Genomic DNA, 25,728 nt, shown 5'->3' with positions numbered 1-25,728 from the left:
AGGAACCGATAATGACCGAGTTCAATGACCGTGTCATCGCGGAGTTCCGGGCGGGCCGTGGCCGCGTCGGCGCCTGGGGGAGCAACCTGGTCCTCATCCATCACCGCGGGATACGGACCGGGACCGAGCGGGTGAACCCCGCGATGTCCCTGCGCAGCGGTGGCGACTGGCTGGTCGTGGGTTCCGCGATGGGTGCGCCGCGCGACCCGGCCTGGACGGTCAACCTGCGGGCCCACCCCGACACCGAGATCGAGGCCGTGATCGACGGCGACATCGCCACCGTTCCGGTGCGTGCCGTCGAGTTGACCGGCAGGGAGCGCGACGCCGCGTTCGCGCGCTTCGTCGACATGGCACCCGCCTTCGCGGCCTACCAGGCCAAGGCGCCGCGGCCGCTGCCCGTGATCCGCTTCACCCGCCGTGCGCCGGAGCACGTCCCCGGCACTGTCGAGGACGCCCGCTGAACCGGGAGCCGGGCCCGCCGTCAGGCCGGCGGGCCCGGCTCCCGCTGTTCGGCGGCGACCAGGTTGTCTTCCAGGGCATGCAGCGCGTGCAGCACTCGCTCCCGCTCGGCTGCGCCCATCCCGCCGACGGTGAGCGACTCCAACTCGGCCCAGATCCGCTCCACGCTCCGCTTCAGCGCGAGGCTGGCACGGGTGGCCTCGACGATCGTCGCCCGCTTGTCGGTGGGGCTGGGGGTGCGCCGGACGAAACCCGCCGCTTCGAGGCGGCGGACCGAACGTGCCACCGCGGGCGCGTCGGTCTCCAACATCCGGACGAGGTCGACCTGGCGCTGCGGCCCGCGATCCCACAGCTGGATCATCAGCAGTTCCTGACCGGGGTACAGGCCGACGTCGCGGAGCAACTGGCCCGCGAACGCCTTGTGCAGCCGGGCGACGCGAAAGATCGAATGGCTGATCGGACCGAGGCCGGCGACCGAACGCTCCGACGGCGCGTCCGCCGCACCTGGTGTTTCCGCCACGGCTCCGAGGATACCGACGCCGTGAGAGGTCTTACCCGAAGGTCGAAGAGTCCTGCTTCGATGCTGTCTACCGACGGCTACCCGCCGACGTCCAGACGCTGGTGGCCGCAGGCCATCGAGACGGGCCGCCCCTGCGGCACGGCGGTGGGGAGCGCCGCCGCGGCGACCGACGCGATCGCCCAGGGCTTCGGCTTCGTGGTGGCCGCCAACGACACCACACTCCTCGCCAGCGCCGCGATGACCCTCATCCACCAGATCAGACACCGCCCCGCACCGAATGACGGCCCTGGGCCGGGCGGTTACCGGCGCTCAGTGAGGATGTGGCTTCCCGCACCTGGAGCGATATGAATTATCGCCGGCCCGGGGGTGCCATTATGGCGACAAACCGCCTCGCCGTCAGATGACAAGTGAGGTTCAGGTGAGTGGCGCAGGTCCCGATTAGCCAGCGGCGTGACAACCCCCAACATCGAATACATCGAGCGGGGCCGCAGCCTGTCGGGCTTGACGGGCTGCGGCCTGCCAGCGGAATTCCCGTTTGCCTTCAACGCGAAGGCGGCCTTGATTATGATCGGTGCGGAAACGGGGATGAGCAGAAGGGCGGGGGCCTTGGCGAGGCTGTTGTCGGACCGGTATGAGTTCCTGGAGCCGCTGGGGAGGGGCGGTATGGGGGTGGTGTATCGGGCGCGGGACCGCCAGTTAGAGCGGATCGTGGCGGTCAAGGTGCTGCCTGCGGGGATGCTCCACGACGGGGACCTTCGGGCCCGTTTCCTGCGGGAGGCGCGCGCGGCGGCGGGCTTGACACATCCGAACATCGCGGTCGTCCACGACATCGGTGAGGACTCCGGGGCCGCGGGGCCGGTTCCGTATCTGGTGATGGAACTGGTGAAGGGAGCGACTCTGGCCAAGTTGCTGCGCGAAGCTCCGCCGACCGCGGACGAAGCGGGACGGATCGTGGTGGCCGTCTTGGAGGCTCTGGAACACAGCCACGAGCGGGGAGTGGTACACCGCGATATCAAGCCCGCCAACATCATGGTCCACCGCGCCGACGGCCGGGTGCGGGTGAAGGTGATGGATTTCGGGATCGCCAGGTTCATGTCGGAGTCCGTCACCCGGCTGACCGCTACCGGAGCGCGCATCGGCACGCCGTCCTATATGTCTCCAGAGCAGGCCGATGGCAGACCCGCCGACGCCCGCTCGGACCTGTACTCGGTCGGATGCGTGCTTTACGAACTGCTCACCGGTCGAACGCCCTTCACCGGTGACTCGGCCGCCGTCGTCCTCTACGGGCACCTGCACAGGGCCCCGCAGCCGCCTTCGCAACTGAACCCCGATCTGGCCCCTTTCTGGGACCGGATCCTGGCGGCCGCGCTGGCCAAGGAGCCCGAACAACGCCACCCGGACGCCGCGGCGATGCGACAGGCCATCGAAACCGGCTCGGGCGCCGCCACCGCCCCGGCACCTCCGCCGGCCTCACCCCCGGCGTCCGGTGACCGCGGACCGGACACCGCCATGCCGAACGCTGGGAAGGCGCCACCGGAGCATCCGACGAACGCGCCACCGGTCGCCCCCGAACCGGAGGGTTCCCGCCGCTCGCACCTGTTCCGGCGGAGTTCCTTGACCGGACTCATCGCGGCCGCGTGTCTGGCTCTTCTGGTCGGCGGCGGCTGGATCGCCTGGGATCATCTACACGACCCGCCGCCGTCATCGAAGCCCCAGTCGTCGAAGTCGTCGAATCCGGCGTCGGCATCCCCCGGGCACGGTCCCGTTCCGTCCCTCGAGATCGTCGCGACCGTTCCCACGACCGTGGCCATCAGGGTGCGCGACACGGCCGGCGAAGTCATCTATAACGGCATCCTGTCACCCGACGACGGGCCGAAGCGGTTCTTTCAGCCATCCCTGGATGTCGTCGCCGACAACGGCGGTGCCCTCCAGGTGCAGATATACGGTGCGCCCCAGAAACAACTGCCCTTCGGCAAGCGCGGCACCTGGTCCGTGCGGAAACCGAACTGACCCGGAGTCGACCAGGCGGGGGGCCCGCAGGAGCCCTCGCACGCCGCTGATGACCCCGTCGACCAATACCACGCTTGCTCACCTTGCCGGACGAGTGGGTCAGCGACTGATCGCCCAAGGGGCGGCACCGTCCGGATCGCGAGAGCGGACGGCTGCGCGGGTCAGCAGGAGGACGGGACCGGACGGGTCCTTGCTGCCGGCCGGTTCACCCTGGTGTCCGCCATACGGACAAGTGTACGATCCCACTGTCGCGTGAACGGCGGAGTGATGGCTGGTCTCACCGGGAGAGCAGGACTCGGCACGGGCTCCCACGAGGCGACGGAGGGATGGCGTCCGATGACCGATCACGAGGTTCCGGTTCTCATCGCGGGTGGCAGCCTTGTCGGGCTGACCACCTCGCTACTGCTCGCGGCGCGCGGGGTTCCGCACATGCTGGTCGAGCAGCATCGGGGTACCGCGATCCACCCCAGGGCGGCCTCGTTCCACCAGGGGACGATGGAGGTCTTCCGCAGCGTCGGCATGCAGGACGCCGTCGATGCCGCCGCCGAGCGGGAGTTCGTCCAGAACGGGGCGATCATCGCCGTGGAGAGCCTGAGCGGCAAGGAACTCACGTACTTCTACCGCTCCTACAACGACGGGGTCGAAGGTCTCAGCCCGACCTCGCGGCTGTTCATCACCCAGATCGGCCTGGAGCCGCTGCTGCGCGAGCGCGCCGGGGACCTCGGCGCCGAACACCGCTTCGGAACCGAACTCGTCGGCTTCGAGCAGGACGACGACGGCGTCACGTCCGTCATACGGTCACGTGACCGTGGAGCGGAACAGACCGTCCGCTCGAAATACCTGATCGCGGCCGACGGCGCGCACAGCACCGTGCGCGAACGGCTGGGAATCGACATGCGCGGCCGCGGCGGCTTCGCCGACTGCGTCACCATCTACTTCAAGGCCGACGTCCGCGACATGCTCGGAGACCGCAACCTCAGCGTGGTGTACGTCAACCATCCGGAACTGCTGGGGTTCTTCCGGTTCTCGATCACCGCGGATTCCGGGTTCCTCGCCGTCTTCGCCACCACCGGCCCGGACGGCTCCCGCGACAAGAACGTCGGGGAGAACACCAGCGCCGCCCGGTGCGCGGACCTCGTACGCACCGCGCTCGGCGCCGGGCCGGAGTTCCCCGTCGAGATCGGCAATGTGCAGCGGTGGAGCGCGGCCGCCGCGGCCGCCGAACGGTTCCGCGACGGGCGCGTCTTCCTCGCCGGGGACGCCGCGCACGTCATGCCGCCGACCGGTGGGTTCGGCGGCAACACCGGGATCGCCGACGCGCACAACCTCGCCTGGAAACTGGCCATGGTGCACAGCGGCGCGGCGGGTGCGCCGCTCCTGGACACCTACGACACGGAACGCCGACCGGTCGGTCACCTGACCGCTGAGCAGGCGTACACGCGCTACGTCCTGAGGGTGGATTCCTCACTCCCCAGAGACGACCTGATGGAACCGCTCGACGACGCGTCCATCGAGTTGGGCTCCGTCTACCGGTCGGCCGGGCTCGCCGGACCTCCCGCGGCCGTGGAGGAGCCGCCCCTTGAGGACCCGCGGAACCCCACCGGACGCCCCGGCGTGCGAGCCCCGCACCTCCCGCTCGAACGGGACGGCGCGCCGATCTCGACGCTCGACCTCTTCGGGGGCGGCTTCGTCCTGCTCACCGGCCCGGAAGGCCGGGCCTGGTGCGATGCCGCCGCCTCGGTGGCCGCGTCCCGGGGCATCCCGCTGGAGGCCCACAGCGTCACCGACGCCGGCCCGCTCGTCGACAAGGAAGACCGCTTCACGGACGTTTACGGCATCGGACCCGGCGGAGCCGTCATCGTCCGGCCCGACCGCGTCATCGCCTGGCGGACGGCGGGCCCCGCCGACGACCCGCGCGGCACGATCGAGGACGTCATGACCCGGCACCTGTTCCGCTGACGCTCCGCACTGCGGCCGGGCGGCGCGCCGCGGCGCGCCGCCCGCCGCTCCCGCCGCGACACTTCAGGAGTGCCTTCCATGCCACAGCGCGTGGAATGCCAGCGCCAGCCCGGTCACCGTGCTCCCGGCGCCGACCGGCAGCCACACCGAGGGGACGAGCAGGACCACCACTCCGGCGCCGGCGCCGAGGGCGAGGCAGACCGCGGTGACGATCGCCTCGCGTCGATGCGGCTACGCGAGGATGGCCGCGTCCACCTCTGTGGAGTACTCCTTCACGACCTGGTCGCCGTTGTAGAGCCGGATGGTCACCGAGGCCATCGGGCCGCCGACGGCAGGGCCGTCCGCGCCGCCGCCGCTTCTCCTGAGGACGAAGAACCGGCCGCTCACGGGCGCCTCCGCCGACCTGCCGTCCGTAGCTGTGAAGGTGATGCGGGTGCCACCCGGCATGACGCGCCCGGCCAGGTGGAGCTCCCACCCCACCTTGGAGCCGGGGGTGTCGAAACGCAGAGTCCCGCCGCCCGTGTGGTCGTAGATCACGTGGTCGGGGACGATCGTCAGGGGAACACCCCAGGCGTGGGCTGCTTGATGGAAAGCCCGATCGTCCGTCGTCGGCCTGCCGGATCGGTCGAGCCGGCAGAGCCGGAACGCCGTCCCGCTGCCCAGCAGGACCGTCCGTCCGCGGGAGTCGCGAACGGACTCGGCCAGCACCCGGAAGTCGGACACCATCGTCCCCGGCCCGGTCAGCCGCTCGATGTTCACGGGGTCGTCCGGGATCGGGACGGTGATGAGCGGATCGCCCACCATGCACGCGCGCACGAGGGAAAGCTGCGCGGCAGTGTTACTGGGCAGCACCTTGGCGCCCGCCCGGCGCTCGTGCACCGCCTCCGTCGGCCCGGACGAGCGGGTCGTGGCCAGCAGTGCCGCCGTCACGCCTCCGGCGGCGACGACGGTGCCCACCACGATGAGGGCCGTCCGGCCAAGCCACCCGATGTCCCCCACCGCTGCCCTCTCCTCGCCTCGGCCATCGCGGCGAACCGGAACGATCATCCACAGAGGGGTGAAGAGGCGCAAGGCCCCCGCCAGTCGCGTGTCAGCCCCGGCGGAACAGGCGCGTCCAGACGTTTCCGGCGGCGGGAGCTTCCTTCTCCTTGCAGTCGCAGCGTTGGGACCGGGGAACTCCGGCGAGCACCTGGTCGACGTGCCTGCCGCAGCCCCGGTAGGTGAAGCGCTGGCATTTACGGCATACGGCCCGCTGGCACATGGGCTGTCTCCTTCGGATCGACGTCGGATCGACTCCCGGGCCTGCGGCCCGGACCGCTGGGTGTGCGGCTTGACTGCTTCAATATACCCCCCAGGGTATCCGTACCGTGCATGTGCTTCGCCCTGGGGCACCCCGCCGATGGCCGAGCTCGAGCCGGCGGCGAGGCCGAAGGCCTGGTGATCAAGTCGTGATCGTTCTGAGGTGATCAGACGGGCGGGGTCGGGCGTCTTGTGGGGTGAGCAGCCCCCGGAGGATCCCGTGCAAAGACGCCTTTCCGCCCTGATTTCCGCCGTTCTCCTGGCGGCGCCCGTTGTCGTGGCCGCCGCGCCCCCCGCGTCCGCGTCGACCTATGTGTACGTGAACTCCGTGCTGGATAAGGACGATCCCGCACATCCCGTGACTGTCACCGTGAAGGTCCGGGGTGAGGGCGTGGCGCAAGTGAAGGGGTGGCTCTCCGATTCGCAGTTCGGTGGCGCCTGGGCGGCACTGGGGGACCTCCGGCTGATCAGCGGGACGGCGCAGGACGGCACCTGGCAGGGGACCTTGCCCGTCTCCGTCGAGGAGCACCCGGGGGAGCACTGGGCCGTCGTCTACGTGAAGGACGCGGACGGCAACCGGCTCGGTCAAGGCGCCAACGTCTTCCAAGCGTGTTACGCACCGGTCTACTCCGGTGTCACCGCGGCGCCGGCGGTGATCGACGCCGACCACCGGACGGTGACGGCGTCCGGCGGGATCTCCTACCGAACGTCCAGGAACGCCTCCCTGGAACCCGCGGCCGGGCTGCCCGTGAAGCTCCTGGGGACCCCGGGGACCACCGAGACCGGCGCCGACGGCCGGTTCACCGTGCGGGCGGATGCAGAGATGCGGCCTCACCTTTCCAACGACGCGAAGGGCGTGGTGTGCCCCGGCTGGGGGACGGTCCCGGTCACGGTCCGGCAGACCGCCACGGCGATCTCGGCGCGTATCAGCGTCGCGAACCCCGTTCCGGCGGGCAGCACGGTCACCGTCCGCGGAGAGCTGGTGCGCGCGGGGACCGGCGGGCCGGTGTTCCTGGGGTCGGGCGAGGACGTCGAGGCGTGGATCATGCCGTTCGACGGCGGCGAACGCTACCTCGGGAAGGTCGGGAAGCTCGGCGACGGCGGTTCGTTCGAGTTCACCTTCGCGGCGACCCCGGGTGATCTGCTCGTCCAGTACGTGACGAACACGACCGGCCTGTTCACGCGGAGCGAGATCCGGCAGCCGCTGGAGGTCGGGACCGCGCGGGCCGTCACCGCGTTCAGCGGGGCGAACGCCGGGCCGGAGCCTGTCGCGCTCAACGGGACGGTCACCACGTCAGGGCGGCTGCTGGCGGGTGGCGCCGCTGTGATGGGCGCCACCGTGGACGTCGAGTTCTCCGCGAACGGCACGTCCGGGTGGACGCGTGCGGGCCAGGGGACGACCAGCTCGACCGGCGCGTTCTCGGTGGGGGCGCCCGCCGCGCGCGACGGGTACTGGCGGGTGCGCTACGCGGGGTCGTCCGCCTACCGTCCGGCGATGAGCGGCGTCGATTTCGTCGATGCGCGGTACCGGACGGCCATCACGTCCTTCAACGCCGCGCCGGAGCCGGTCCGCAAGGGGCGGGCGCTGACGGTGCAGGGCAAGCTGAGCCGGTACGTGGGCGGGTGGAAGCCGGGGTCGGGCGGGACGGTGAAGATCTACTTCCGGCGGGCGGGGGCGTCGTCGTGGGCGCTGGCCGGGACCACCCGCAGCGCCTCCAACGGGGTGTTCCGCAAGTCCTTCACCGCCAAGCGGGACGGCACCTGGCGCGCCGTCTACCCGGGCAGTGCCACCTACCTGCCCGTCACGGGCCCCGGCGACTACGTGGACGTCCGCTGACCGAGCCGCCTCGCGCACGGCGCTCCCGTCCGGGGCGCCGGCGAGGCGGCCCGGCCTCCGGACCGGCCGGAGTGCCGCGGTTTCAGGGGTTCCTGGGTAGGGTCGATAGCTCCCGGCCTCCCTGGCGGAGGACGAGGAACGGGTTCCGGGCGCGTCGTCACGGGACCCGACCAGGCTCGAAGGGAGAGTCGCCATGCCGATTCCCGATGCCGTTGCCCGTTTCAACCGGACCGTCACCAACCGCGTGACCAAGCCGTTCGCGGGACGCCTCCCCGGGTTCGCGGTCGTGCACCACAAGGGTCGCAAATCCGGACGGTCCTACCGGACTCCGGTCAACATCTTCCCGAGGCCCGACGGGTACGTCGCCGCGCTCACCTATGGTCCCGACCGCGACTGGGTCAGGAACGTCATCGCGGCCGGGGGCTGCGAGCTGGAGATCCGCGGGAAGCTCATCCAGGTCGGTGCACCGGAGATCGTTCATGATCCGGAACGGGGCGGGATGCCGCCCGGTGTGCGGCAGATCCTCGGCGTCCTCGGGGTCACCGACTTCCTTCACTTGACCAAGGTGACTCGGTAGGGCGTGGAGGCCGGTCTTGGTACGGCGCATGGCCGACCGCGATCCCGGCCCCAAGACCCAGGACGGAACGGGCTCGGGCTTCCTGTGCGTGGAGAATGACGACCCGACCGCCGAACTACAGTGCCGGGCCTTCGACGCGGCAGGCACCGCCCCCCGATGTGACTCTCTGGAACGCCTACCCGCGGTATATCAACCGGGTGCCGAAGGCCGCCGAGCGGCAGGCCGGAGTCGACCCGCTGCTTCGTCTGCTCGGACTGCTGCCGCAACTCCGCATCGTGCTCCTCCAGGGCCGTGACGCGCCTGACATTCCGGGGTGCTGTGTCGTCGAACTGGTGATTGCCGAGAGTCCATCCCACAGGAAGAGACGAGTAGTGATGTCTGCGCAGCGCGAAGCAGCCGAAACCGAGATCAGGCAGCAGGTCGAGGAGGTCGTCGAAGGGATCCGCGCCAAGGACCTGGAGGGCCTGAGGCGGTTCTACGCGACGGACGTCGTCTCCTTCGACGTCGAGCCGCCGCTGCAGCATGTAGGGGTAGCGGCGAAGCTGGAGAACTGGACGAGGGCGTTCGCGCTCTTCGAGGACGTGGATTACGAGCTTCGCGATCTGACACTCACCGTCGGCGATGCCGTGGCGTTCGGCCACGGTTTCGGCCGGCTCAGCGGCACGCTGAAGGACGGGACGGTGACGCGCGGCATCTGGGTCCGGGCCACGTTCTGCTTCCGGAAGACCGACGGCCACTGGTTGATAGCGCACGATCAGGCCTCGGTGCCGTTCGACTTCGCGAGCGGGAAGGGCGTGACCGACCTCGAACCCTGACGAAGTCCGGGCTCCGCCGCAGTTGAGCCCCCGGCCCCGGTTTCGCGGGCCGGGGGCTCGGCGGCGGTGTCGCCGGTGGCGCCCCTGTTCTGCTACCGGCGTGTCACACGTCCACCGTGGGGTCTAGCGACGGCTCCCGGGCGGGGATGTCCGCAGCCCGGGCGGCGGACCGCCGCCGAGCGGGGCGCCGACGAACGGGATCCCCACCCGGGACGCCGGTGGTTCAGAATCCGATGGTTTCGCGGAGCAGCAGGACAGTGCCGCGCCCGGGGTGGGGTTCCGAGTTGAGGATGAGAAGCCGGTTGATGGCACTGGGCTGGCCGTAGACCTTCATGGTGCGGTCGCTTTCCAGCGGAAGGCAGTGGTCTTCGACGCGGCGCAGCGCGGTGGGCAGGTCGGGCACCACCTTCTGCGACCCGACGATCCAGATCGCGTGGCCGGCGGCGCCGGCGTAGCCGGGCAGCTGGCTTCCGCTGGCCGAGGCGACCACGAGGGAGCCGGTTTCGGTCACCGCGGCGACACTCCCGACGATGACGTCGGGTGCGGACATCAGCCGCCAGATCTCCCGCAACTGGGTGGCGCGGTCCATGGCCAGGCCGCGTGGCTTGACGGCGTCGTAGCGTCCGCTGGTGTTGATGTCGTCCTCAATGCCGGACAGGCGGAGGGTCTCACTGGCCCCGGTGAACACGCTGGCGCCCTCGGGTATCAGCTCTCTGACGCGGGTGCGCGCGGCGGCGGCGTCGTCGAGGATCTCCACGGTGAAACCATGTTCCGACAGCGCCGAAGCCGTCCGCTCCAGGCGCTGCGCGGGTGCCGGGCCGGCGAAGGACGATGCCGGCATGGAGGTGGTCATGATGTCTCTGACCTTCCTGCTCGCTGGATGATGTGTCCGTCTCGGCAGTACGACGACACAACCCGCCGGAATGTCAGGCGACGCGCCGACCTCACACTTCCGCGCGCCATCTCGTCGGACAGGTGAGGGCAGACGCGACCGAGGGAGCCGTCGACACCATGACCACCCGACCCGAGCCAGGACACGGCCGACCCGATCCCGGTCTGAGTGCGCTCATGAGCGAGCGGCGCCACCTGATCAATCTGGCCTACCGGCTCCTAGGCTCCCTGGCCGAGGCCGAGGACGTCGTGCAGGAGACCTACGCCCGCTGGTACGCCATGTCCAGGCAGCAGCAGGACGCCATCGAGTCCCCCGGCGCCTGGCTGACGAGGGTCGCCGGCCGCATCTCCCTGGACGTGCTCGGTTCGGCGCGCGCGAGGCGCGAGCGGTATGTGGGCGAGTGGATCCCCGAGCCGCTGCCCGCGAGCACGGAGTGGATCAGCGGGCGGCGGGGCGGCGCGGCCGTCGACCCGGCCGACCGGGTCACCCTGGACGAGTCGGTCAGCATGGCCTTCCTGGTCGTGCTCGAAGCGATGACCCCGGCCGAACGTGTCGCGTTCGTCCTCCACGATGTCTTCTGCCACTCCTTCGCCGAAGTGGCCGGGATCGTCGGCCGGAGTCCGGCGGCATGCCGCCAACTGGCCTCCTCGGCCCGCCGCCGCATCCGCGAGTCGCGGGGCCCAGCGAGTCCGACGGCCCGGCAGGACGGCATCATCCGGGACTTCAAGCGGGCATGGGAGGCCAAGGACATCGACGCCCTGATCGGCCTGCTCGACCCCGACGCCACGGCGATCGCCGACAGCGGCGGCCACGCCATCGCCTTCCTGCACCCGATCGAAGGCGGCGAGCGGATCGCGCGCGCCTGGATCGAGATCGCCGACCGGAGGCCCGGGAACATGACGATCCTGGAGCGCACGGTCAACGGTCAGCCCGGTCTGGTGGCCGAGCAGGACGGTGTCCCCGTGAGCGTCTTCGCGTTCGAGGTCGCGGGCGACCGGATCAAGCACATCTGGGTAGTGCGCAACCCCGAGAAACTCCGTTACTGGACGGCGGGAGACCTGGATGAGGGCAGCGAACCGGTGCCCCCTGTCGCCGTCCGCCCTACCGGAGACTGAGGCGCGGCCTGATCAGGCCACCGGCGAGCGGGGACGGCGCTCGTATCGCCCACCTCCCGGAGGCCCACGGGCAATGCGCCCGGGAACACTACCTCCGCCCGGCGCCTGGCCAGCGGACTCGTCGAGCGGCATCGGCGGTGCCAGGGGCGCGGGTCAGGAGACTGGCGGACGGACGGTCGGCCCGGCGGTGATACCTGCGGGCCGGGGCGGCCGGAAGTTTCTCGTGAAACCGAGGGCCATGGTTCCGGGGCGGGAGGACGGGGCCCGTCCGGGTCCTTGCTGTCCCGCACCGCCACCACCGAAGCACTGGCCATGTCCGTGAAAGAACTGCTCACGGGTCCGGGGTCAGGCGAAGTCGCCGGAATGGTCTAGCCAGACGTGGTCGCCGGTACGTGACACGGTCAGGCCGAAGCGGTCGCGGCCGGGGCTGCGATGGGCGATCCAGTCGAAGTAGGCCGACACCGCCAGATCCCACAGGGGCCGTTCTCCGCCCTGTTCGACGTCGAAGGAGTCGCGGCCGGGCTCGTAGTGAGCTTCGGCCCACGCGTCCGCGCTCCACAGGTGCAGCGTGTAGGCGGCGCCGTCGTGTGCACCTCTGGCGCACACGCCCGGTAGCGCAGCCCCCATCGCCAGGTCGGCGCCCGCGGGAGCGTAGCCGATGGTCCGGGGGTCGATGTCGGTCGTGGATCGGTCCCCGTGCCGGTCGGAGGCGTCCCATTCGGGGTGACGCTGCGCCCGCATCATCATGTACGAGGCGTAGCCGGTGAAGCGGCCCACGGCGGTACCGTCCGGCATCACCACGAGCCGCAGTTCGTGGCTGGACCCGAACCCGGGAGCGTAGGGCGTCACGATCACCCCGCCAAGGCGGGTCTGCTCCACCCACGCATACGGCACGCGGGCGACAGCGCATGTGGCGTGCACCCGGTCGTAGGGTGCTCCCTGCGCCCAACCGTGAGCGCCGTCCCCCACGATCAGCCGAGGCGCGTGGCCCGCTCTCTTGAGGTTGACGGACGCCTGCGCCGACACAGCGGTATCGACCTCCACGCTGGTGACATTCGCCGAGCCGACCAGATGCGACAGCAGCGCGGCCGTCCAGCCGGTACCGGTGCCCACGTCCAGCACGCGGTGCCCCGGCTCGACGTCCAGCAACTCCAGAAGGGACACGACGGTGCTCGACGCGGACAGCGACGAGGTGAAGCGGCCCGCACCGGTCGTGAGATCGGTCGTGCCGTCGTCGAGCTGGGTGATGATCGCGTCGTCGCCGTAGATCAGATCAAGCCAACCTTCGGGTGCGGCCTCCTTGCTCACCCGGTCGCCGTCGCCGGTCCAGGCCACCGGCGGCGCGAACTCATGCCGGGGGACGTCACGCAGCGCCGCCCTGACGCGGTTCTGCGTCAGCCACCCGGCGGCGGCCAGCCGCTCGATCAGCGCCTCGACGCGCTGCATGACGTCTCCCATCACCCGATCACTTCCCCCGCTTGCCGTCGCCCTTGTCGTCCTTGTTCGGCGGCGGAACGGGCTTGTCCGGTTTGTGGCCGTTCTTCTCGGCGGGGTCCTCGTGCTTACCCATGGTGCTGCACCTCCTCGAAGTTGTCCTCACAGATGAGGAGACCCCCGATACAGTCGGTGAGGCCACGCTGACGGGACCTCATTCACGGTTCATTCACACCCTCATCCTGGAATGGAGAGAGGATCGCGCTATGGCCTCCCAGCAGCCCGCCGACAGGCCGGAGCCCCCGTCCGCTCAAAGAACCTCGTTCGGCGCGGCCCTGACTCGGTGGCGCGAACAGCGGACGATGTCGAAGAAGAAGCTGGCCGCCGAAATGGGCTTCGACCCCTCATACGTCAGCCACGTGGAGGCGGGACGTCACCCGGCCAGCGAGGACTTCGCCCGCAAGGCCGACAGCGTGCTCAGTGCCGGCGGTGCAGTGTGGCAGGCGTGGCGGGCCGACGGGCCGCTCCGAGCCGCAGGCGCCGGTGCGAGCGACGCCGATGGCCTCGTGGTGGAGGAGGACCACGCCCGGCTGGAGTACGACGGGACGACGTACCGGCCGATGCAGCGGCGCCGTCTGTTCAACGGCGGCGCCGAACCGGTCACCCGCTACCTGATCCGCATCAGCGTCGACCGCTACCCGGGCCGACCCGACCGGTCCAACGCGCTGTACCGGGCCCGGCCGCTCACCTGGGACGAACTCGCGCTGACCGCGTCCTGTGACGGTGAACCCATGAGCTGGCGCCCCAAGCAAGACCGCGACTCCTTCAAAGAGGCGTGGCTGTGCCTGGAGAACGACCGCGGACGCTTCCCCCTCTACCCCGGTCAGCACTCGACCATCGAGTACGGCTATCAGGTCGACGACGGGCGATGGGGCCCCTGGTTCCAACGCGCGGTGCGTCTGCCGACTCGGCGCCTGTCGATCGAGCTGGTGTTCCCTGCCAGGCTGGATCCGGTGGTGTGGGGCACTGAGACTTCCACCACCGCCGAGGCCGTCCCGCTGCGCACTCCCATCACACGCACCGAGGACGGTGACCGGCTGGTGTTCTCCTGGGCTACCCAGGATCCGCCGATGGGCGCCCGCTACCGGCTGGAATGGCGGTTCCGGACCCGCGACGACGCCGCCGAACGGCACCGTCCCCAATTGCGCACAGCCAGCGACCGGATGAGGGCCGCCGGCATCGTCCAGCGCGGCGAACCGATCTTGGCCACCATCGCGCGGCCGTTCGATCTCCCCGCCGAGGCCGGTGAGGCCAACGACGTCGTCGACCAGTTGTTCGCCGCGATGCAGCGGGTCCGCGAACACCACGTGTTCGGCAAGGGCATGGGCTTGGCGGCCCCGCAAATCGGCCTTGACCGCGCCGCCGCCGTCATCGCCCCGCCCGACCCGGACGCCGAACCGCTCGTACTGCTCAACCCCCGCGTGATCAGCGCATCAGCCGAAACCGACGAGCAGTATGAAGGCTGCCTGAGCTTCTTCGACGTCCGCGGACTGGTGCCCCGTCCGCTCAGGTTGGAAGTCGCCCACACTCGGCTGGACGGACGGCAGGTAGTAGCCGTCCTGAATGCCGCACTCGCGCGTCTGGCCGGGCATGAGATCGACCACCTGTATGGACAGCTCTACACCGACCGGATGCGTGAGGGCGTCCACCCGATCCCCGTCGAGGACTACCGGGGTACCGGTCAAGCCTGGACTTATCGCTGAGACGTCCGAACGCGAGGTGATCGGTCAGGTGGCGCGGGTGAGGGCTGTTCGGAGTGCGCTGCGGGGGATGAGGAGGACGGGGCCGTCGGGGATGCTTGCCAGCTCGACGCACTCGCCGCCGTTGCTGAGGCTTCGACTTGCCCTGCGGCAGGTGAGGTTTTCCAGGGGCATGGGGCCAGTGTCGGGTGCGCGGGTGGGCTTGTCGCCGGACCTGCCCGCTTGGCTGGGGTTGCCTGCGGGGTAGGTGGACGGGCTTGGGTCTCGCCCGTGGGGAGACTGGGGTGCGGCGGGTCGTCCGGGTCGGGGGACGGGACGACTCGCCGCTACTCGGCGGGTCGGGGCCGCCGGGGATGGTTCGTGCTGGGTGGTCAGTGCGTGCCGGTGGCGGACTGGACGGCCGTCCGCAGGGCCGCGCGGCTCAGCAGGAGTACGGGGCCGTCCGGGTCCTTGCTGTCCCGCACCGCCACCACCGCACCGGCCACGCCCGCCAACTCGACGCACTCGGCGGCGTTAGAGCCGCTGTAGCTGCTCTTGCGCCACTTTGTGTTCGTCAGGTCCATCTTTCTTGAGCCACCTTCCTGATCAGCTCGCGTGACTGCTCTTGTGTGAGTGCACGTGAGCGGAGGTCGACCAGCGTTCGAGCCATGACGGAGAGGTCGGCGGGGTCATCCGTCGTGATCGAGCGTATGGCCGTTTCGGCATACGCCACCTCGCTCCGATCCTCCATGGTCGCGAGTACAAAGGCGCCCATGTTGCCGTCGTGCTCACCGCTGCCCAACACTACTTGAACGGTGATGTTGGGCATCATGCTGAGCTCGATCAGGTGCTCCAGCTGCTTTCTCATTGTTTCGGCGGTCCCGACCTGGCGGGTGAGCACCTGCTCATCGATCAGGAACACGACAATCGCCGGACCGCGCTCGTCGTCCCTGGTGAGGATGGATTGGCGGTTGATCCTCAGGTCTGCGGCCTCCTGGTTGCCGTGCACGATGGCGAGTGCGTACTCGGGGGTCTGAGCCAACCCTGGGATGACGGAGTGCTGCCAGCAGATCAACATGACCGCGTCGGCTTCGATCTGGGGCCAGTCGAACCAGATCGGGACGGGGTGGCCGTCCTTGTTGAGGTCCTCCCAGAGGTTGATGAGGGAGCCATTGGCTTCCAGGTACTCGTCTACGAACTCCACGAAGGCGCGGGTGGCGCGCTTCTTGCCGTTCTCGATCTTGCTGACCTGCGGGCCGCTGACCTGCGTCAGGTGGGCGATGGTCTCCTGCTTGATGCCCTTAGCTTCGCGCAGTCGGCGCATCTGGCGGCCGAAGGCGATGAGGGCGGGGGATTCGCTGGGACGTCGAGGACGTCGCGGGGGCATGGCTCCTGCCTCTCAGTGAAAGGTGCCTAAACGGAGAGTGATCTTCCTTTGTCTGCCACCTTTCAGCGGCAACCGCATTCTAGCCTGAAAAGTGGCTCACTGTGTGGTGTACGACACACACAGTGAGGAGAGGTCATGGGGCAGGCGGCGACGCAGAACGAGATGGTGGTGAAGCGGGACCTGAAGGTGGTCGCGGAGGTGCGGGCGTTCGTGCGGTTGGTCACCGGCGAGTTCGGGATGGACGATTTCGTGCCGTGCCTGGTGGCCAGCGAGCTGGTCACCAACGCCCTCCAGCACGCGACGTCCACGACGGACGAGGACGTGATCTTGCGGTTGAGCCGTACCGAGGACGACGCGCTGTGGATGGAGGTCCAGGACTCCGCCTGCGGCCTGCCGCACATGCTGGCGGCCGACACGTCCAGCGAGACGGGACGGGGCCTGTTCATCGTCGACCAGTACGCCCGCTGCTGGGGCGTCCGCGCGATGGCAGACAACGTCGGCAAGGTCGTCTTCGCGGTCATCGACCGCACCTGAAGACCAGCGGAGGGGCGTTCCCTCCCGTCCGCCCCTCCGCTGAACACTCCGAGGCGGGAGATCGTGATTCCGCAGGAGGTCCAAAAGAGCGCTGAAGGTAACCTGCTGAGTATCCGCACCAACCTCGACCGGAGGCGCTACGAGCCATGCACGCGCTGACTCTTCCATTGCCGTCCGGTGACACCTGGACTCGGGCAGACTACGAGGCGCTGCCCGAAGACCTCCCGGTACGCGTGAGCCTCATCCACGGAGAACTTGTCGTGAATCCACGGCCACGGCCGATCCACCAGCGCGTCGCACGGCGCTTGGCGACTCGCATCGAAGACGCCGCTCCTGATGCATGGCAGGTCGACACTGACGTGGACGTCCTGTTGGATGACGACGAGACAGAGCCTGTCGAGATCGCCCCCGACATCGTCGTGTACTCGGCCGAGCATGACGTCTACGAACGTCCCATCCCAGCAGGTCTGGTCGCTCTCGTCGTTGAGGTGGTTTCGCCGTCCACCAAGCGCCAGGACCGGCGGATACAGCCAGCCCTGTACGCGGAGGCGCAGATCCGGCACTACTGGCGGGTGGAGACTGACCAGACCGCACCCGCGTTCGCGATCTACACCTATGAGTTGGACGATGCCACCTGCGCATACGTCGCAACCGGCGTCCACCATGACCACATCACCACCACCGTGCCGTTCGCTCTCGACATTGAACTCAAGGCCGTCCGCGAGCGCTGACACTCGTAACGCCTTCGGTTCTGCACAGCGACGAGGGGATGAGCGTCACCTGACCGGGATCGGCGGCGAGAGGCAGCGCTGGTGGGAAGTCCAGGAGGCGGACAGGGCTGACGAGGCCGGCCGGGCCTGCTGGAACTGGCGGATGCGGGTGAGGAGGTCGGCGATTTCGGGGGTGCGTTCATCGGCGGCGCCGGTCCTCACGGCAACTCGGGTTCGTGGGGGAGCAGTGCCCCGCCGCTCAGGGTGGTGGCTAGGAGGTCGGCCATCTCGTCGGCGCACTTCGCGGCGGTCCGCGCGCTGGTCCTGAGGTCCTGGACCTTGCGGAACGCCTGGCCATAAGCGGTCTGCTCGTCCAGCGCGAGCAGCGGGACGCGCAGCCGGGACGCCACGAGCTGGTGCGTCGACGTGCCGGTCGTCGCCTGGCTGACGTTGTCGGGCGCGCTGACGAAACCGGCGAGGAACCACGGGTCGAGCCGTCCGGGATCGGGTCGCAGCAGGAACACGCCGTTGCCGAGCAGGCATCCGGCGTCGTCCTCACCGGCCACGCGGGTCGCGACTCCCTGAGGGCCGACGACCTGCGTGAGGAGGACGTCCCCCGTCTCGATGGTGACGGGGTCGGTCAGGTGCAGTTCGCGTGCGTCGCCGCTGGCGGGCGTCCCGCCGATCAGGTCACGTGCCCGCAGGACGGGACGGTCCGCCAGATCGGCGGGCAGGGCATCGGCGGATGAAGCCCGAAGGCCGCGATGGACGGCGAGCGCCCCGCCACGGTCCAGGTCGGCGACGGTGGCGCTGCGCCAGGTGCGGTTGGTCTCGCCGGCCGATGCCCACGGCCCGACCGTGCTCGCCTCGGCGAACGCCGACACGTGAGCCTTGAGACGCTCGGTGAGTTCGGCGACGTCCCTGAGAGCCGCGGCAGGGCTGATCACCGGTGCGGAGCGGACGTGCCGTGCCGGCGAGAGGTCGACGAGTTCGTCCAGGAGGTCGATCGGTGGCACGGCACGGGCGGTCCCCGGGACGTCGGTGAAATCGGCCGAGCCGGTGAACGCCTCCCAGGTGCGGCAGATCGTCTCCCGGAGCGTGCCATGCTCCGCGGCCTTGCCCTGGCCGGGCGCCGGGGCCGCGGTGGCGGACTGGTCGGTCATGTCCATCAGCAGGACGAGGTCGCGGCCGGGGCGCTCAGCGTCGGGACGGCGGAGTATCCACAGGTGAAGCCCGATGTGGTGCGGTACCGCGAGGCCCGCCGGGAGCGCGATGACCGCGCACAGCGCCCCCTGCCGGAGCAGTTCGGCGCGGATGCGGCGGCCGGACGGCCGTGACGCGGTGGCCGGCGGGAGCAGCAGGACGGCCTGCCCGCCGTCGCCGAGATGCGCCAGCGCGTGCTGCACCCAGGCCAGTTCGGGTTCCGAACGCGGTGGCACGCCGTACGCCCAGCGCGTGTCGAACGCCAACTCGTCGTGGCCCCACTCGCGGTCGCCGTAGGGCGGGTTGCACACCACGGCGTCCACGCGGAGGTCGGGGAAGGCGTCGTCGCGGAGGCTGTCTCCCGTCCGGACGTCCACGGACACCTTGGGCGCCTCGTCGATGACGCGGGTCGTGGCCTGGGCGGCGGCGACGGCGCGGTACTCCTGGCCGTGCACGTGCGCGCCCGGCTGGAGCCTGGTGGCCGCCGCGGCGAGGAGGCGTCCGCCTCCGCACGCCGGGTCGAGGACGCTGCGGACCCGCCGACCCTCCGCCGTCGCCAGCTCGGCGATCAGGTCGGCGATCGCCGGTGGCGTCGGGTGCGTCCCGCGGATGCCGATCGGTGCTTCGGAATGCTCTTCCAGCACGTCGAAGACGGCGAGGCCCCCTTCCCGCAGCATCACGTTCGCCGCCGACCGCAGCAGCGCGGCCGGCACGTCGCCATGGCCCGGCTTCACGGAATCGGAAGACGACGACACCGCGTCCGCGTACAACTCGCTCAGCCCGTCGTCGTCGAGCGTCGCGACTCTGCCTCGTTCGTTCTCGTCCAGCCCGGCCGCGTGCGCGGTGAACAGCGCCACGGCCTCGACGTCGCGCGGGGGACGTCCGCGTAGCTGGGTTCGCAGGTCGTCCCTGGCGGAGCGTGCGGGGAGGCGGCCCCGCGCGTCGAGCCACGCTTCGACCCGCCGCCGGTCGTAGCTGGGGCTGGCCTCCGTACCGCCGCTGGGCTGCGGAAAGTCGGGGTGGCGCCGGCGCCAGTTGCTCACGGTCGCCCGCGTCACGCCGGCGAGCCGGGAGATCTCGGCGGCGGTCAGCTGCTCGCTCTGCGATGCCATCGGCACTTCCTTATCAGCTTTCGGGAGCAACGCCACTGTACACGACCCATCGGATTAAAACTGTTTGACAGTGCTTTCACTTCGTGCTCTCATGATGGTGCTTTCAACGGTGCGGCGCGAGGAGTGAGAGATGACGAGCTGGGTGGCGATCGACTTCGAGACGGCGAACGCCCTGCGGGGAAGCCCGTGCTCGGTCGGACTGGTCAAGGTGAAGGGAGGGCGGATCGTCGAAGAGTGGTCATCGCTGATCAGGCCCCCCGACGGGCGCGACCACTTCGACGCCTTCAACGTCGGCATCCACGGCATCACGGCGGACGACGTCAGGGACGCCCCCGGCTGGCCGGAGACGCTGGAGCGCATCGTCCGGTTCACCGGCGGCGCCCCGCTCGTGGCGCACAATGCGGCCTTCGACCTCGGGGTCCTCGCCGACACGTGCGAGGCGATCGGCCGCCCCGCCCCGGACCTCCGGTTCGCCTGTACGCTCGTGGTCGCGAGGCGAACCTGGACCGGTCTGCTCTCCTACAAGCTCCCGGTCCTCGCCGACGCCCTCGGCATCGACCTGCCGCGCCACCACGACGCCGGCGACGACGCGCGGGCCGCGGCCCACGTGATGCTGGCCGCGCTGAAACGGCAGGGGACGGCCACCCTCGCCGACCTCCTCGCCGTCCACAGGATCCGGATGGGCTCCTATCGGGACGGTGTCCGCCAGGGGTGCGCGTACCGGGGATGCGCCCGGCGCGAGCCGTCTCCGGACGCCGACCCCGACGCCGACCCGGACAACCCCTTCTACGGCCGCACCGTCTGCTTCACCGGATCACTCCCCAACATGAAGCGGGCGGTGGCCGCCAAGCGGATCGCCGCCCTCGGAGCCTGGACGGCCGACAGCGTCACCAAGTCCGTCGACCTGCTGGTCGTCGGCGGCATCGAACCCCACCAGCTCGCCCCAGGGGCGAAGAAGACCGGCAAGCTCGCCAAGGCGGAACGCCTCCGCGACTCCGGTCACGACACCACGGTCATCGACCACGAGGAGTTCTACGAGCTCCTCGCGGTGGCCGAGGGCTGACCAGTCCATGCGGACGTCCACAGACCTCCGCGTCCCCTCCGATACGCGCCGCCGTCCGCTCGACCCAGCCCAGCACCGGCGGGCGGCGGCGTCCCTTCCCCCCTTCGACGGCGCGTCACGAAGGACGCGCCCGGCACCAAGGAGCACCCATGCGAAAGATCACCATCGGCCTCGTCGCGGTCGCCGTCCTCACCGCCGGCTGCAACCTCGAACAGGACCCGGTCGCCGTCCAGTCGTCCGGCCCCGGCAAGTCCGCGGGCAAGAGCAGCGGCGGGGCCAAGAGCAAGACCTTCCCGATCAAGCTCACCGCCAAGCGGGCGCACGCGAGCAAGAGCGTCCTGAGCGACGGCGGCGCCCTGTCCTGCGTCAAGGTCACCGTCACCAACCAGACCAAGAAGCAGCTCGAGATCAACCCGCTCTACTTCTCCATCACCGACACCAAGAACACCAAGCACGACAGCACCTCCGCCCTCGGCGAGTACGAGGGGCAGATCGACACCACGGAGCTCGCCCCGGGCGAGAAGGCCACCGGCCTCGTGTGCGCGAAGGGCAACTTCCGGCCCAAGGTCGTCGCGATGACCAACCCGCTCTTCGACGAGGCCGCCCGCGCCCAGGTCGCCTCCTGACCGGGAAGGCGCCCCCGGCGACGCGAGAGCCGCTCAACATTCGCTCTCTGTCGCCACAAAGCACCGGCATCCACCGAGCAAAGGGAGAACATGAAGATCCTGCACGCCGCCGATCTTCACATCGACAGCCCGTTACGGGGACTCTCGCTCTACGAGGGCGCCCCCGAAGAGGACCTGCGCCTGGCCACTCGGAGAGCCCTGGAGAACCTCGTCCGGCTCGCGATCGAGCTGCCCGCGGACGCCGTCCTCCTCGCCGGCGACGTGTACGACGGCGACTGGAAGGACTACCAGACCGGGCTCTACTTCAGCCGCCAGATGGCCCGCCTCGGGCGAGCCGGCATCCCCGTCTACATGGTCTCGGGGAACCACGACGCGCAGAACCGCACGATGCGCTCGCTCAGGCTTCCCGACAACGTGCACGTCTTCGCGACGAGGGAGCCCGAGACCGTCCGGGACGAGAAGGCCGGACTCGTCGTCCACGGCCAGGGATTCGCCGAATGGGACCTCACCGACAACCTCGCCGCCGGATACCCGCCGCGAGACGGCGGCCTGTTCAACGTCGGCCTGCTCCACACGGGCCTCGAAGGCGGCCACCACGAGCACAAGCGGTACGCGCCCTGCACCATCGCGGACCTCGAAGCCCGCGACTACGACTACTGGGCGCTCGGCCACGTCCACACCCAGCAGATCGTGAGGCGGCAGCCCTGGATCGTCTACCCCGGCAACATCCAGGGACGCCACGCCCGCGAACCGGGCCCGAAGGGGTGCATCGTCGTCACCGTCGACGGTGATCTGCGCGTCCAGTCGGTCGACCACCATGACCTGGACAGCACCGCCCGCTGGGCACGCCTCGACGTCGACGTCACCGGTCTCGACGACACCGACCAGGTGCTCAGCCGCGTCCAGCAGCGCTTCCAGGAGATCCCGGAGGAACGGCTGACCGCCGTCCGCGTCACCCTCAAGGGCCGGACGTCCGCCCACGCCGCGCTGTGGCGGCACCGGGAGCGGATGCTGAACGAACTCCGGGCGGCGGCCGGCCACCACCCGAACCTGTGGCTGGAGAAGGTCAAAGTCCGGACGTCCAGCGAGGACGGCGGCCGCTGCCCGCCCGGTTGGCGAACTTCGCCGCCGAGGCGGATGACGACGGTTGATCCGCTCGATTCCGAGAGACTGCGGCCGCCGATGCCGAATACCAGAAGAAGGCGTTCACCTGTGCCAGGTGCCGTCCTTGCGGCCTGCATGGCGGGGGCGGCTGCTTGCCGCCCCCACCTCACTGGTCAGCGACTCGGGGGCGGTGAGGTCGGCGCCGGCGGTGACGGTCACCTTCAGGCGCGGGGCGATCTCCCGTGGGTGATCGCCCCGACGCGTCCCATGTGGGCTGGCGGTTCTTATCCTTGGCGGAAGATGGCTCCGTCAGACGAGGACTCATCCGCAGGCCGCAGCTGGCCCACGCCCCACAGGCTGGTAGTCCCGGGAACCAGGGCCAGGCCGTCGACGTAGGCCGTACGGTCCCCCGCCTGGACGGCCGAACTTGACCACGTGCCGTCGGATGAGCGGTGCATCAGCACCGGGGCGTCGCGGCCCGACTCCCGCCTATCGCCTTCCCCGGAGATCCACAGCCCGCCGCGGCCGTCGGCCGCGGCGACCCGCGGACGCCAGCTCCCCGGCACGTCCACCTTCTGCCACCGGTCGCCGTCCCAGCGTGCGGCCACCGGAAACTCCGTTGAGCCAAGGTCGTCGCTACGCGAGACCATCCCCGTCACCCAGACTTCCGTGGCCGACACTGCGACCACGTCCGACAGGAAGACTTGCTGTGAGGGCTCTCCCTCGCCGCCCCGGATGTCGTCGGGCAACGCGTCACCGACCGGCACCTGGGTCCAGGCCGTGCCGTTGTAATGCGCGATCACCTTGAAGCTGTCCGAGGAGTCGTTGCCGATCGCCCAGATGTCGCGGGCTGACACCGCGCTGGCCCGTTCGATGCTGTACGGCAACTGGACCTGGGTCCACCGGTGGCCGTCGAAATGCCAGGTGCCCACGCCGGCGTCGCGGCGATTGTCGCTGAAGACCCATGCCTTGTTGGGGCCCGCCGCGGTCACGCCGCTGACGATGCCGGTGGCCCATCGGTGCGCGACCACCCATTTGCGGCCGTTCCAGCGCAGTGCGTACGAACCCCTGGAAGCGCTGTCGCTGTCGCCGACTGCCCAGACGTTGGAAGTGGATGTGGCACTGGCCTCTCGGATTTCCCCGGGCAGTCCGGCCGGCACTGCCACGTCGCGCCAGGCCCTGCCGTTCCAGTGCTGCGCGATGATCCGTTCGTGCTGGTCCCCGGTAACGAACGTCCAGGCGTTGCGCGGGCTGGTGGCCGTGACCGCCGACATGTTGTCGTACTGGTTGAGGTCGTAGGTCTTCACCACCTGCCAGGGCTGCGGCTGTGCGGCTCGCGCCGGCGGTACCGCTCCCACGAACGCCAACACCAGCGCCAACGTCGGCACTGGCACGAGTTTACGGAGCTTGACAGTGAACCTGATGCATGAATGCCGCATCGTTCCCCCGATCGGGAAAGGGCTGAAAGCAGTCATCTATAGGACTCTTGGTCGGCCCCGCCGGTAGCGCGCGATACCGGATACGGCCACCGCGTCAACCGCGCGCCTTGATCATCCGTCCGGTGCCCGGCTGACCGCGAATGCACCCCGGTCTCCGCTGATACTGCTGATCACACCCCGATCTCGCTCTGATCGGCAGGTTGAGAATAGCCAGTCCCGCAGCCAGCCGAGCCAGAACCGGGATGGACCGTTCATAGCCAGGTACCGCCGAAAATGAGGCCCGCTGGGCGGCCGAATTGCACTAAGCCAAGCCCGTTACCGGGCAAGACCTAGAATTTCTCTGCCAACCAGTGCCAACGCCTGGGCGTGGCGTGCCAGAACGACCAGCCGTGCCGAAGGTGTGGCTTTGGCCCCGGATGTTCGCGAGTTCGGCACCTCCAGCGATCCGTTGGCGGTCGTGCCGGTCGGCAGGTGATCACCGATCCGCTGTCAGGGCGGGCCGCGCCCGCCGGGTGGTCACCGGGCGATGTCGCCTTGCCCGCAGTTGGCCATGCAGCCGTTGTAGACGGTCCAGACGATCGCCATGAACGCGGCGTAGGCGGCGATCGCCCCCATGATGCACAACACCATGAGAGGCGGGATCCAGCCCAGCCAGACACATCCGAGCAGCCCGACTGCCAGCATGGCGGTGGCGGCGGACATGAAAAGGATGAGCAGCGCCAGGCACATCGCCTGGCATGCCTCAGGTGACTCTTCTGCGGCGCCGGCTGGGGTGGCCACCAGTTGTTCCGCCGTGCGGGCCAGGATCGGGTCGCTTTTGATCGCTGTGGTCAGCGTGTCCAGCTTGGTGCGTTCGTCCATGGACCTGAGCTCAGGAAAGGCGGGAACGAACGCCCTGGCCGCGGCCTCGGCCTTTTGTACCAGGGCCTGTGTCCGAGCGCCGGTGATGCCGACAAGCTCGCCCAGTTCCCCGAAAGGGGCCTCCTGCCGCGACTCGGGGTCGCGCGTCAACCTGGCTCGCAGCGCGGCGGCTTTGTCGGCGTACTCTTGGCGCTGAGCTGCGTCCATGTTTCTGACGGTGCCGGCCTGAGCGGCGGCAAGCTCCATTGCCGCGGCCACGAGCCGCTGGAAGTCCTGATTTTGCGAGATGCGGCTTGCGATATCCTCGACCACAGTTTCTCCAAAGGCATTCCAACCACAGATCCGCGCCGATGGGTCGGCGGGACAACCAGCTGGAGCGGTCAGCGCGGTAGGACGAGAACGTGTGAACGGCGACGCTCCTTTGGGCGAGGCGAAGGCCGCGCTGCCACGAGCATGCGCCTCCACGCCCGAAACGTCACCGCCCCGTGAGCATCCACATCCGGACACGCATCCCCCATAAGGACTGCGTTTGTCCGGTTCGCTTCCTATGACGGGCCGGACCTGCATGCGCTTCGCCGGTGGCCAGAACGCGACCTGCTGCGTCTCCCGCCTGGACCTCTCGACATGCCCGCAGTCCGCTGAGATGCGGTGCCGCGAAACGGCACACCCCAGGGGTGTTGGTACGTCATCAATGAACGGGCGCAAGCTTCCTTGCCGTGGTTGAAGATCCTCTCCTGGCGACGCTGTGAGGCATCCTCACGGGTTCGCTCGGTTGGCCGGACCGAGTAGATCCCAGCGGTTGCCGGCGATGTCGAGGAACACGGCGACCCGTCCGTAGGGCTCAGTGCGAGGTTGCGTAACGAAGGCGACGCCAGCGGTCGTCATGCGTGTGTAGGCGAGGTCGAAGTCGTCCACTTGGAGGAAGAACCCGACGCGGCCAGCGACCTGCTTCCCGATAGTGGCGGTTTGGTGCGATGTTCAGCGCTTGTAGCGGTGCTGGAGCAGTCGGCTGCCGATCAGGATGGTTGCCAGT

The 25,728-nt window shown here is 69.5% G+C and carries 26 protein-coding genes; 13 read left to right on the top strand and 13 right to left on the bottom strand.

All coding sequences use genetic code 11. From position 1 onward, the window contains the following. Nucleotides 1-11: 11 nt before the first annotated feature. Nucleotides 12-461, top strand: a complete 450-nt coding sequence (locus AL2_RS00110; RefSeq protein ID WP_067627675.1) for a nitroreductase/quinone reductase family protein — start codon at nt 12-14, stop codon at nt 459-461. Nucleotides 462-481: 20 nt separating this feature from the next. Here AL2_RS00110 and AL2_RS00105 read toward each other — a convergent pair whose 3' ends face one another. Together AL2_RS00105 and AL2_RS37095 are read right to left on the bottom strand one after the other, a co-directional pair. Next, complete coding sequence (locus AL2_RS00105) at nt 482-979, bottom strand: MarR family winged helix-turn-helix transcriptional regulator (protein ID WP_067627670.1); 498 nt, start codon at nt 977-979, stop codon at nt 482-484. A 77-nt stretch (nt 980-1,056) separates the two neighbouring features. Then, nucleotides 1,057-1,227: a hypothetical protein gene (locus AL2_RS37095; RefSeq protein ID WP_157437928.1), complete on the bottom strand. Its 171-nt coding sequence runs from the start codon at nt 1,225-1,227 to the stop codon at nt 1,057-1,059. A 202-nt stretch (nt 1,228-1,429) separates the two neighbouring features. Between AL2_RS37095 and AL2_RS00100 the strand changes: the two genes are divergently transcribed. Together AL2_RS00100 and AL2_RS00095 are read left to right on the top strand one after the other, a co-directional pair. Beyond that, nucleotides 1,430-2,989 (top strand): protein kinase domain-containing protein, encoded by a 1,560-nt coding sequence (locus tag AL2_RS00100; RefSeq protein WP_067627667.1) that lies wholly within the window; start codon nt 1,430-1,432, stop codon nt 2,987-2,989. Between the two features lie 336 nt (nt 2,990-3,325). Further along, nucleotides 3,326-4,948, top strand: a complete 1,623-nt coding sequence (locus AL2_RS00095) for an FAD-dependent monooxygenase (RefSeq protein WP_067627666.1) — start codon at nt 3,326-3,328, stop codon at nt 4,946-4,948. A gap of 231 nt (nt 4,949-5,179) precedes the next feature. Here AL2_RS00095 and AL2_RS00090 read toward each other — a convergent pair whose 3' ends face one another. After that, the gene (locus tag AL2_RS00090; protein WP_067627664.1) at nt 5,180-5,947 is read right to left on the bottom strand and encodes a hypothetical protein; all 768 of its coding nucleotides are present in this window, start codon (nt 5,945-5,947) and stop codon (nt 5,180-5,182) included. Nucleotides 5,948-6,038: 91 nt separating this feature from the next. Continuing rightward, nucleotides 6,039-6,209, bottom strand: a complete 171-nt coding sequence (locus AL2_RS40300) for a DUF8730 family Cys-rich protein (RefSeq protein WP_168444624.1) — start codon at nt 6,207-6,209, stop codon at nt 6,039-6,041. 429 nt (nt 6,210-6,638) lie between these two features. Between AL2_RS40300 and AL2_RS00085 the strand changes: the two genes are divergently transcribed. The 3 genes from AL2_RS00085 (at nt 6,639) to AL2_RS00075 (ending at nt 9,476) form a co-directional block, all read left to right on the top strand. Beyond that, on the top strand, nt 6,639-8,084 hold the full coding sequence (locus AL2_RS00085; protein ID WP_157437926.1) for a hypothetical protein: 1,446 nt from the start codon (nt 6,639-6,641) through the stop codon (nt 8,082-8,084). 193 nt (nt 8,085-8,277) lie between these two features. Then, nucleotides 8,278-8,661 (top strand): nitroreductase family deazaflavin-dependent oxidoreductase, encoded by a 384-nt coding sequence (locus AL2_RS00080; RefSeq protein WP_067627660.1) that lies wholly within the window; start codon nt 8,278-8,280, stop codon nt 8,659-8,661. A gap of 197 nt (nt 8,662-8,858) precedes the next feature. Next, a complete protein-coding gene (locus tag AL2_RS00075) occupies nt 8,859-9,476 on the top strand; it encodes a YybH family protein (protein ID WP_245666211.1) in 618 nt (205 codons plus the stop codon). 223 nt (nt 9,477-9,699) lie between these two features. Here AL2_RS00075 and AL2_RS00070 read toward each other — a convergent pair whose 3' ends face one another. Then, nucleotides 9,700-10,329 carry an LUD domain-containing protein gene (locus AL2_RS00070; protein ID WP_067627658.1) on the bottom strand — a complete coding sequence of 210 codons (630 nt, stop codon included), beginning with the start codon at nt 10,327-10,329 and terminating at the stop codon, nt 9,700-9,702. 215 nt (nt 10,330-10,544) lie between these two features. Between AL2_RS00070 and sigJ the strand changes: the two genes are divergently transcribed. Further along, nucleotides 10,545-11,483 (top strand): RNA polymerase sigma factor SigJ, encoded by a 939-nt coding sequence (sigJ, locus tag AL2_RS00065; RefSeq protein WP_245666209.1) that lies wholly within the window; start codon nt 10,545-10,547, stop codon nt 11,481-11,483. Between the two features lie 345 nt (nt 11,484-11,828). Here sigJ and AL2_RS00060 read toward each other — a convergent pair whose 3' ends face one another. Beyond that, nucleotides 11,829-12,929, bottom strand: a complete 1,101-nt coding sequence (locus tag AL2_RS00060) for a methyltransferase domain-containing protein (protein ID WP_067627936.1) — start codon at nt 12,927-12,929, stop codon at nt 11,829-11,831. Between the two features lie 122 nt (nt 12,930-13,051). Here AL2_RS00060 and AL2_RS00055 point away from each other — a divergent pair, with 122 nt between their 5' ends. Further along, a complete protein-coding gene (locus AL2_RS00055; RefSeq protein WP_245666207.1) occupies nt 13,052-14,680 on the top strand; it encodes a peptide deformylase in 1,629 nt (542 codons plus the stop codon). Between the two features lie 24 nt (nt 14,681-14,704). On the opposite strand, the gene AL2_RS37090 is transcribed toward AL2_RS00055, so the two are convergent. The 3 genes from AL2_RS37090 to AL2_RS00045 form a co-directional block, all read right to left on the bottom strand. Then, complete coding sequence (locus AL2_RS37090; protein WP_157437922.1) at nt 14,705-14,851, bottom strand: DUF397 domain-containing protein; 147 nt, start codon at nt 14,849-14,851, stop codon at nt 14,705-14,707. Between the two features lie 197 nt (nt 14,852-15,048). Then, nucleotides 15,049-15,240 carry a DUF397 domain-containing protein gene (locus AL2_RS00050; RefSeq protein ID WP_067627653.1) on the bottom strand — a complete coding sequence of 64 codons (192 nt, stop codon included), beginning with the start codon at nt 15,238-15,240 and terminating at the stop codon, nt 15,049-15,051. Next, nucleotides 15,231-16,043 (bottom strand): helix-turn-helix domain-containing protein, encoded by an 813-nt coding sequence (locus tag AL2_RS00045; protein WP_083945785.1) that lies wholly within the window; start codon nt 16,041-16,043, stop codon nt 15,231-15,233. The genes AL2_RS00050 and AL2_RS00045 overlap by 10 nt, the downstream gene beginning before the upstream one ends. Before the next feature lie 135 nt (nt 16,044-16,178). On the opposite strand from AL2_RS00045, the gene AL2_RS00040 reads away from it, so the two are divergent. Continuing rightward, nucleotides 16,179-16,577 (top strand): ATP-binding protein, encoded by a 399-nt coding sequence (locus AL2_RS00040; RefSeq protein ID WP_067627637.1) that lies wholly within the window; start codon nt 16,179-16,181, stop codon nt 16,575-16,577. A gap of 146 nt (nt 16,578-16,723) precedes the next feature. Next, nucleotides 16,724-17,308 (top strand): Uma2 family endonuclease, encoded by a 585-nt coding sequence (locus AL2_RS35870; RefSeq protein ID WP_083945784.1) that lies wholly within the window; start codon nt 16,724-16,726, stop codon nt 17,306-17,308. 197 nt (nt 17,309-17,505) lie between these two features. Here the strand turns inward: AL2_RS35870 and AL2_RS00030 are convergent, their stop codons facing one another. Continuing rightward, complete coding sequence (locus AL2_RS00030; RefSeq protein ID WP_174550797.1) at nt 17,506-19,602, bottom strand: N-6 DNA methylase; 2,097 nt, start codon at nt 19,600-19,602, stop codon at nt 17,506-17,508. Between the two features lie 130 nt (nt 19,603-19,732). Between AL2_RS00030 and AL2_RS00025 the strand changes: the two genes are divergently transcribed. The 3 genes from AL2_RS00025 to AL2_RS00015 all read left to right on the top strand — a co-directional run bounded on the left by AL2_RS00025 (nt 19,733) and on the right by AL2_RS00015 (nt 22,791). After that, nucleotides 19,733-20,665, top strand: coding sequence for an exonuclease domain-containing protein (locus tag AL2_RS00025; protein ID WP_067627633.1), 933 nt, complete (start codon nt 19,733-19,735; stop codon nt 20,663-20,665). Nucleotides 20,666-20,814: 149 nt separating this feature from the next. Then, nucleotides 20,815-21,291: a DUF4352 domain-containing protein gene (locus tag AL2_RS37935; RefSeq protein WP_067627630.1), complete on the top strand. Its 477-nt coding sequence runs from the start codon at nt 20,815-20,817 to the stop codon at nt 21,289-21,291. 90 nt (nt 21,292-21,381) lie between these two features. Next, nucleotides 21,382-22,791: a metallophosphoesterase family protein gene (locus AL2_RS00015; RefSeq protein WP_067627627.1), complete on the top strand. Its 1,410-nt coding sequence runs from the start codon at nt 21,382-21,384 to the stop codon at nt 22,789-22,791. Here AL2_RS00015 and AL2_RS37085 read toward each other — a convergent pair. The 3 genes from AL2_RS37085 to AL2_RS39675 form a co-directional block, all read right to left on the bottom strand. Next, nucleotides 22,680-23,783, bottom strand: coding sequence for a hypothetical protein (locus tag AL2_RS37085; protein WP_157437920.1), 1,104 nt, complete (start codon nt 23,781-23,783; stop codon nt 22,680-22,682). The two genes, AL2_RS00015 and AL2_RS37085, sit on opposite strands and share 112 nt — an antisense overlap. 567 nt (nt 23,784-24,350) lie before the next feature. Continuing rightward, nucleotides 24,351-25,007: a hypothetical protein gene (locus AL2_RS00005; RefSeq protein WP_067627620.1), complete on the bottom strand. Its 657-nt coding sequence runs from the start codon at nt 25,005-25,007 to the stop codon at nt 24,351-24,353. A 444-nt stretch (nt 25,008-25,451) separates the two neighbouring features. Beyond that, on the bottom strand, nt 25,452-25,652 hold the full coding sequence (locus tag AL2_RS39675; protein WP_281181553.1) for a VOC family protein: 201 nt from the start codon (nt 25,650-25,652) through the stop codon (nt 25,452-25,454). Nucleotides 25,653-25,728 lie beyond the last annotated feature (76 nt).

The sequence above is a fragment of the Actinomadura latina NBRC 106108 genome (genome assembly GCF_001552195.1).
Taxonomy (GTDB): Bacteria; Actinomycetota; Actinomycetes; order Streptosporangiales; family Streptosporangiaceae; genus Spirillospora; species Spirillospora latina.
This window is presented reverse-complemented; position numbering and strand designations above follow the sequence as displayed.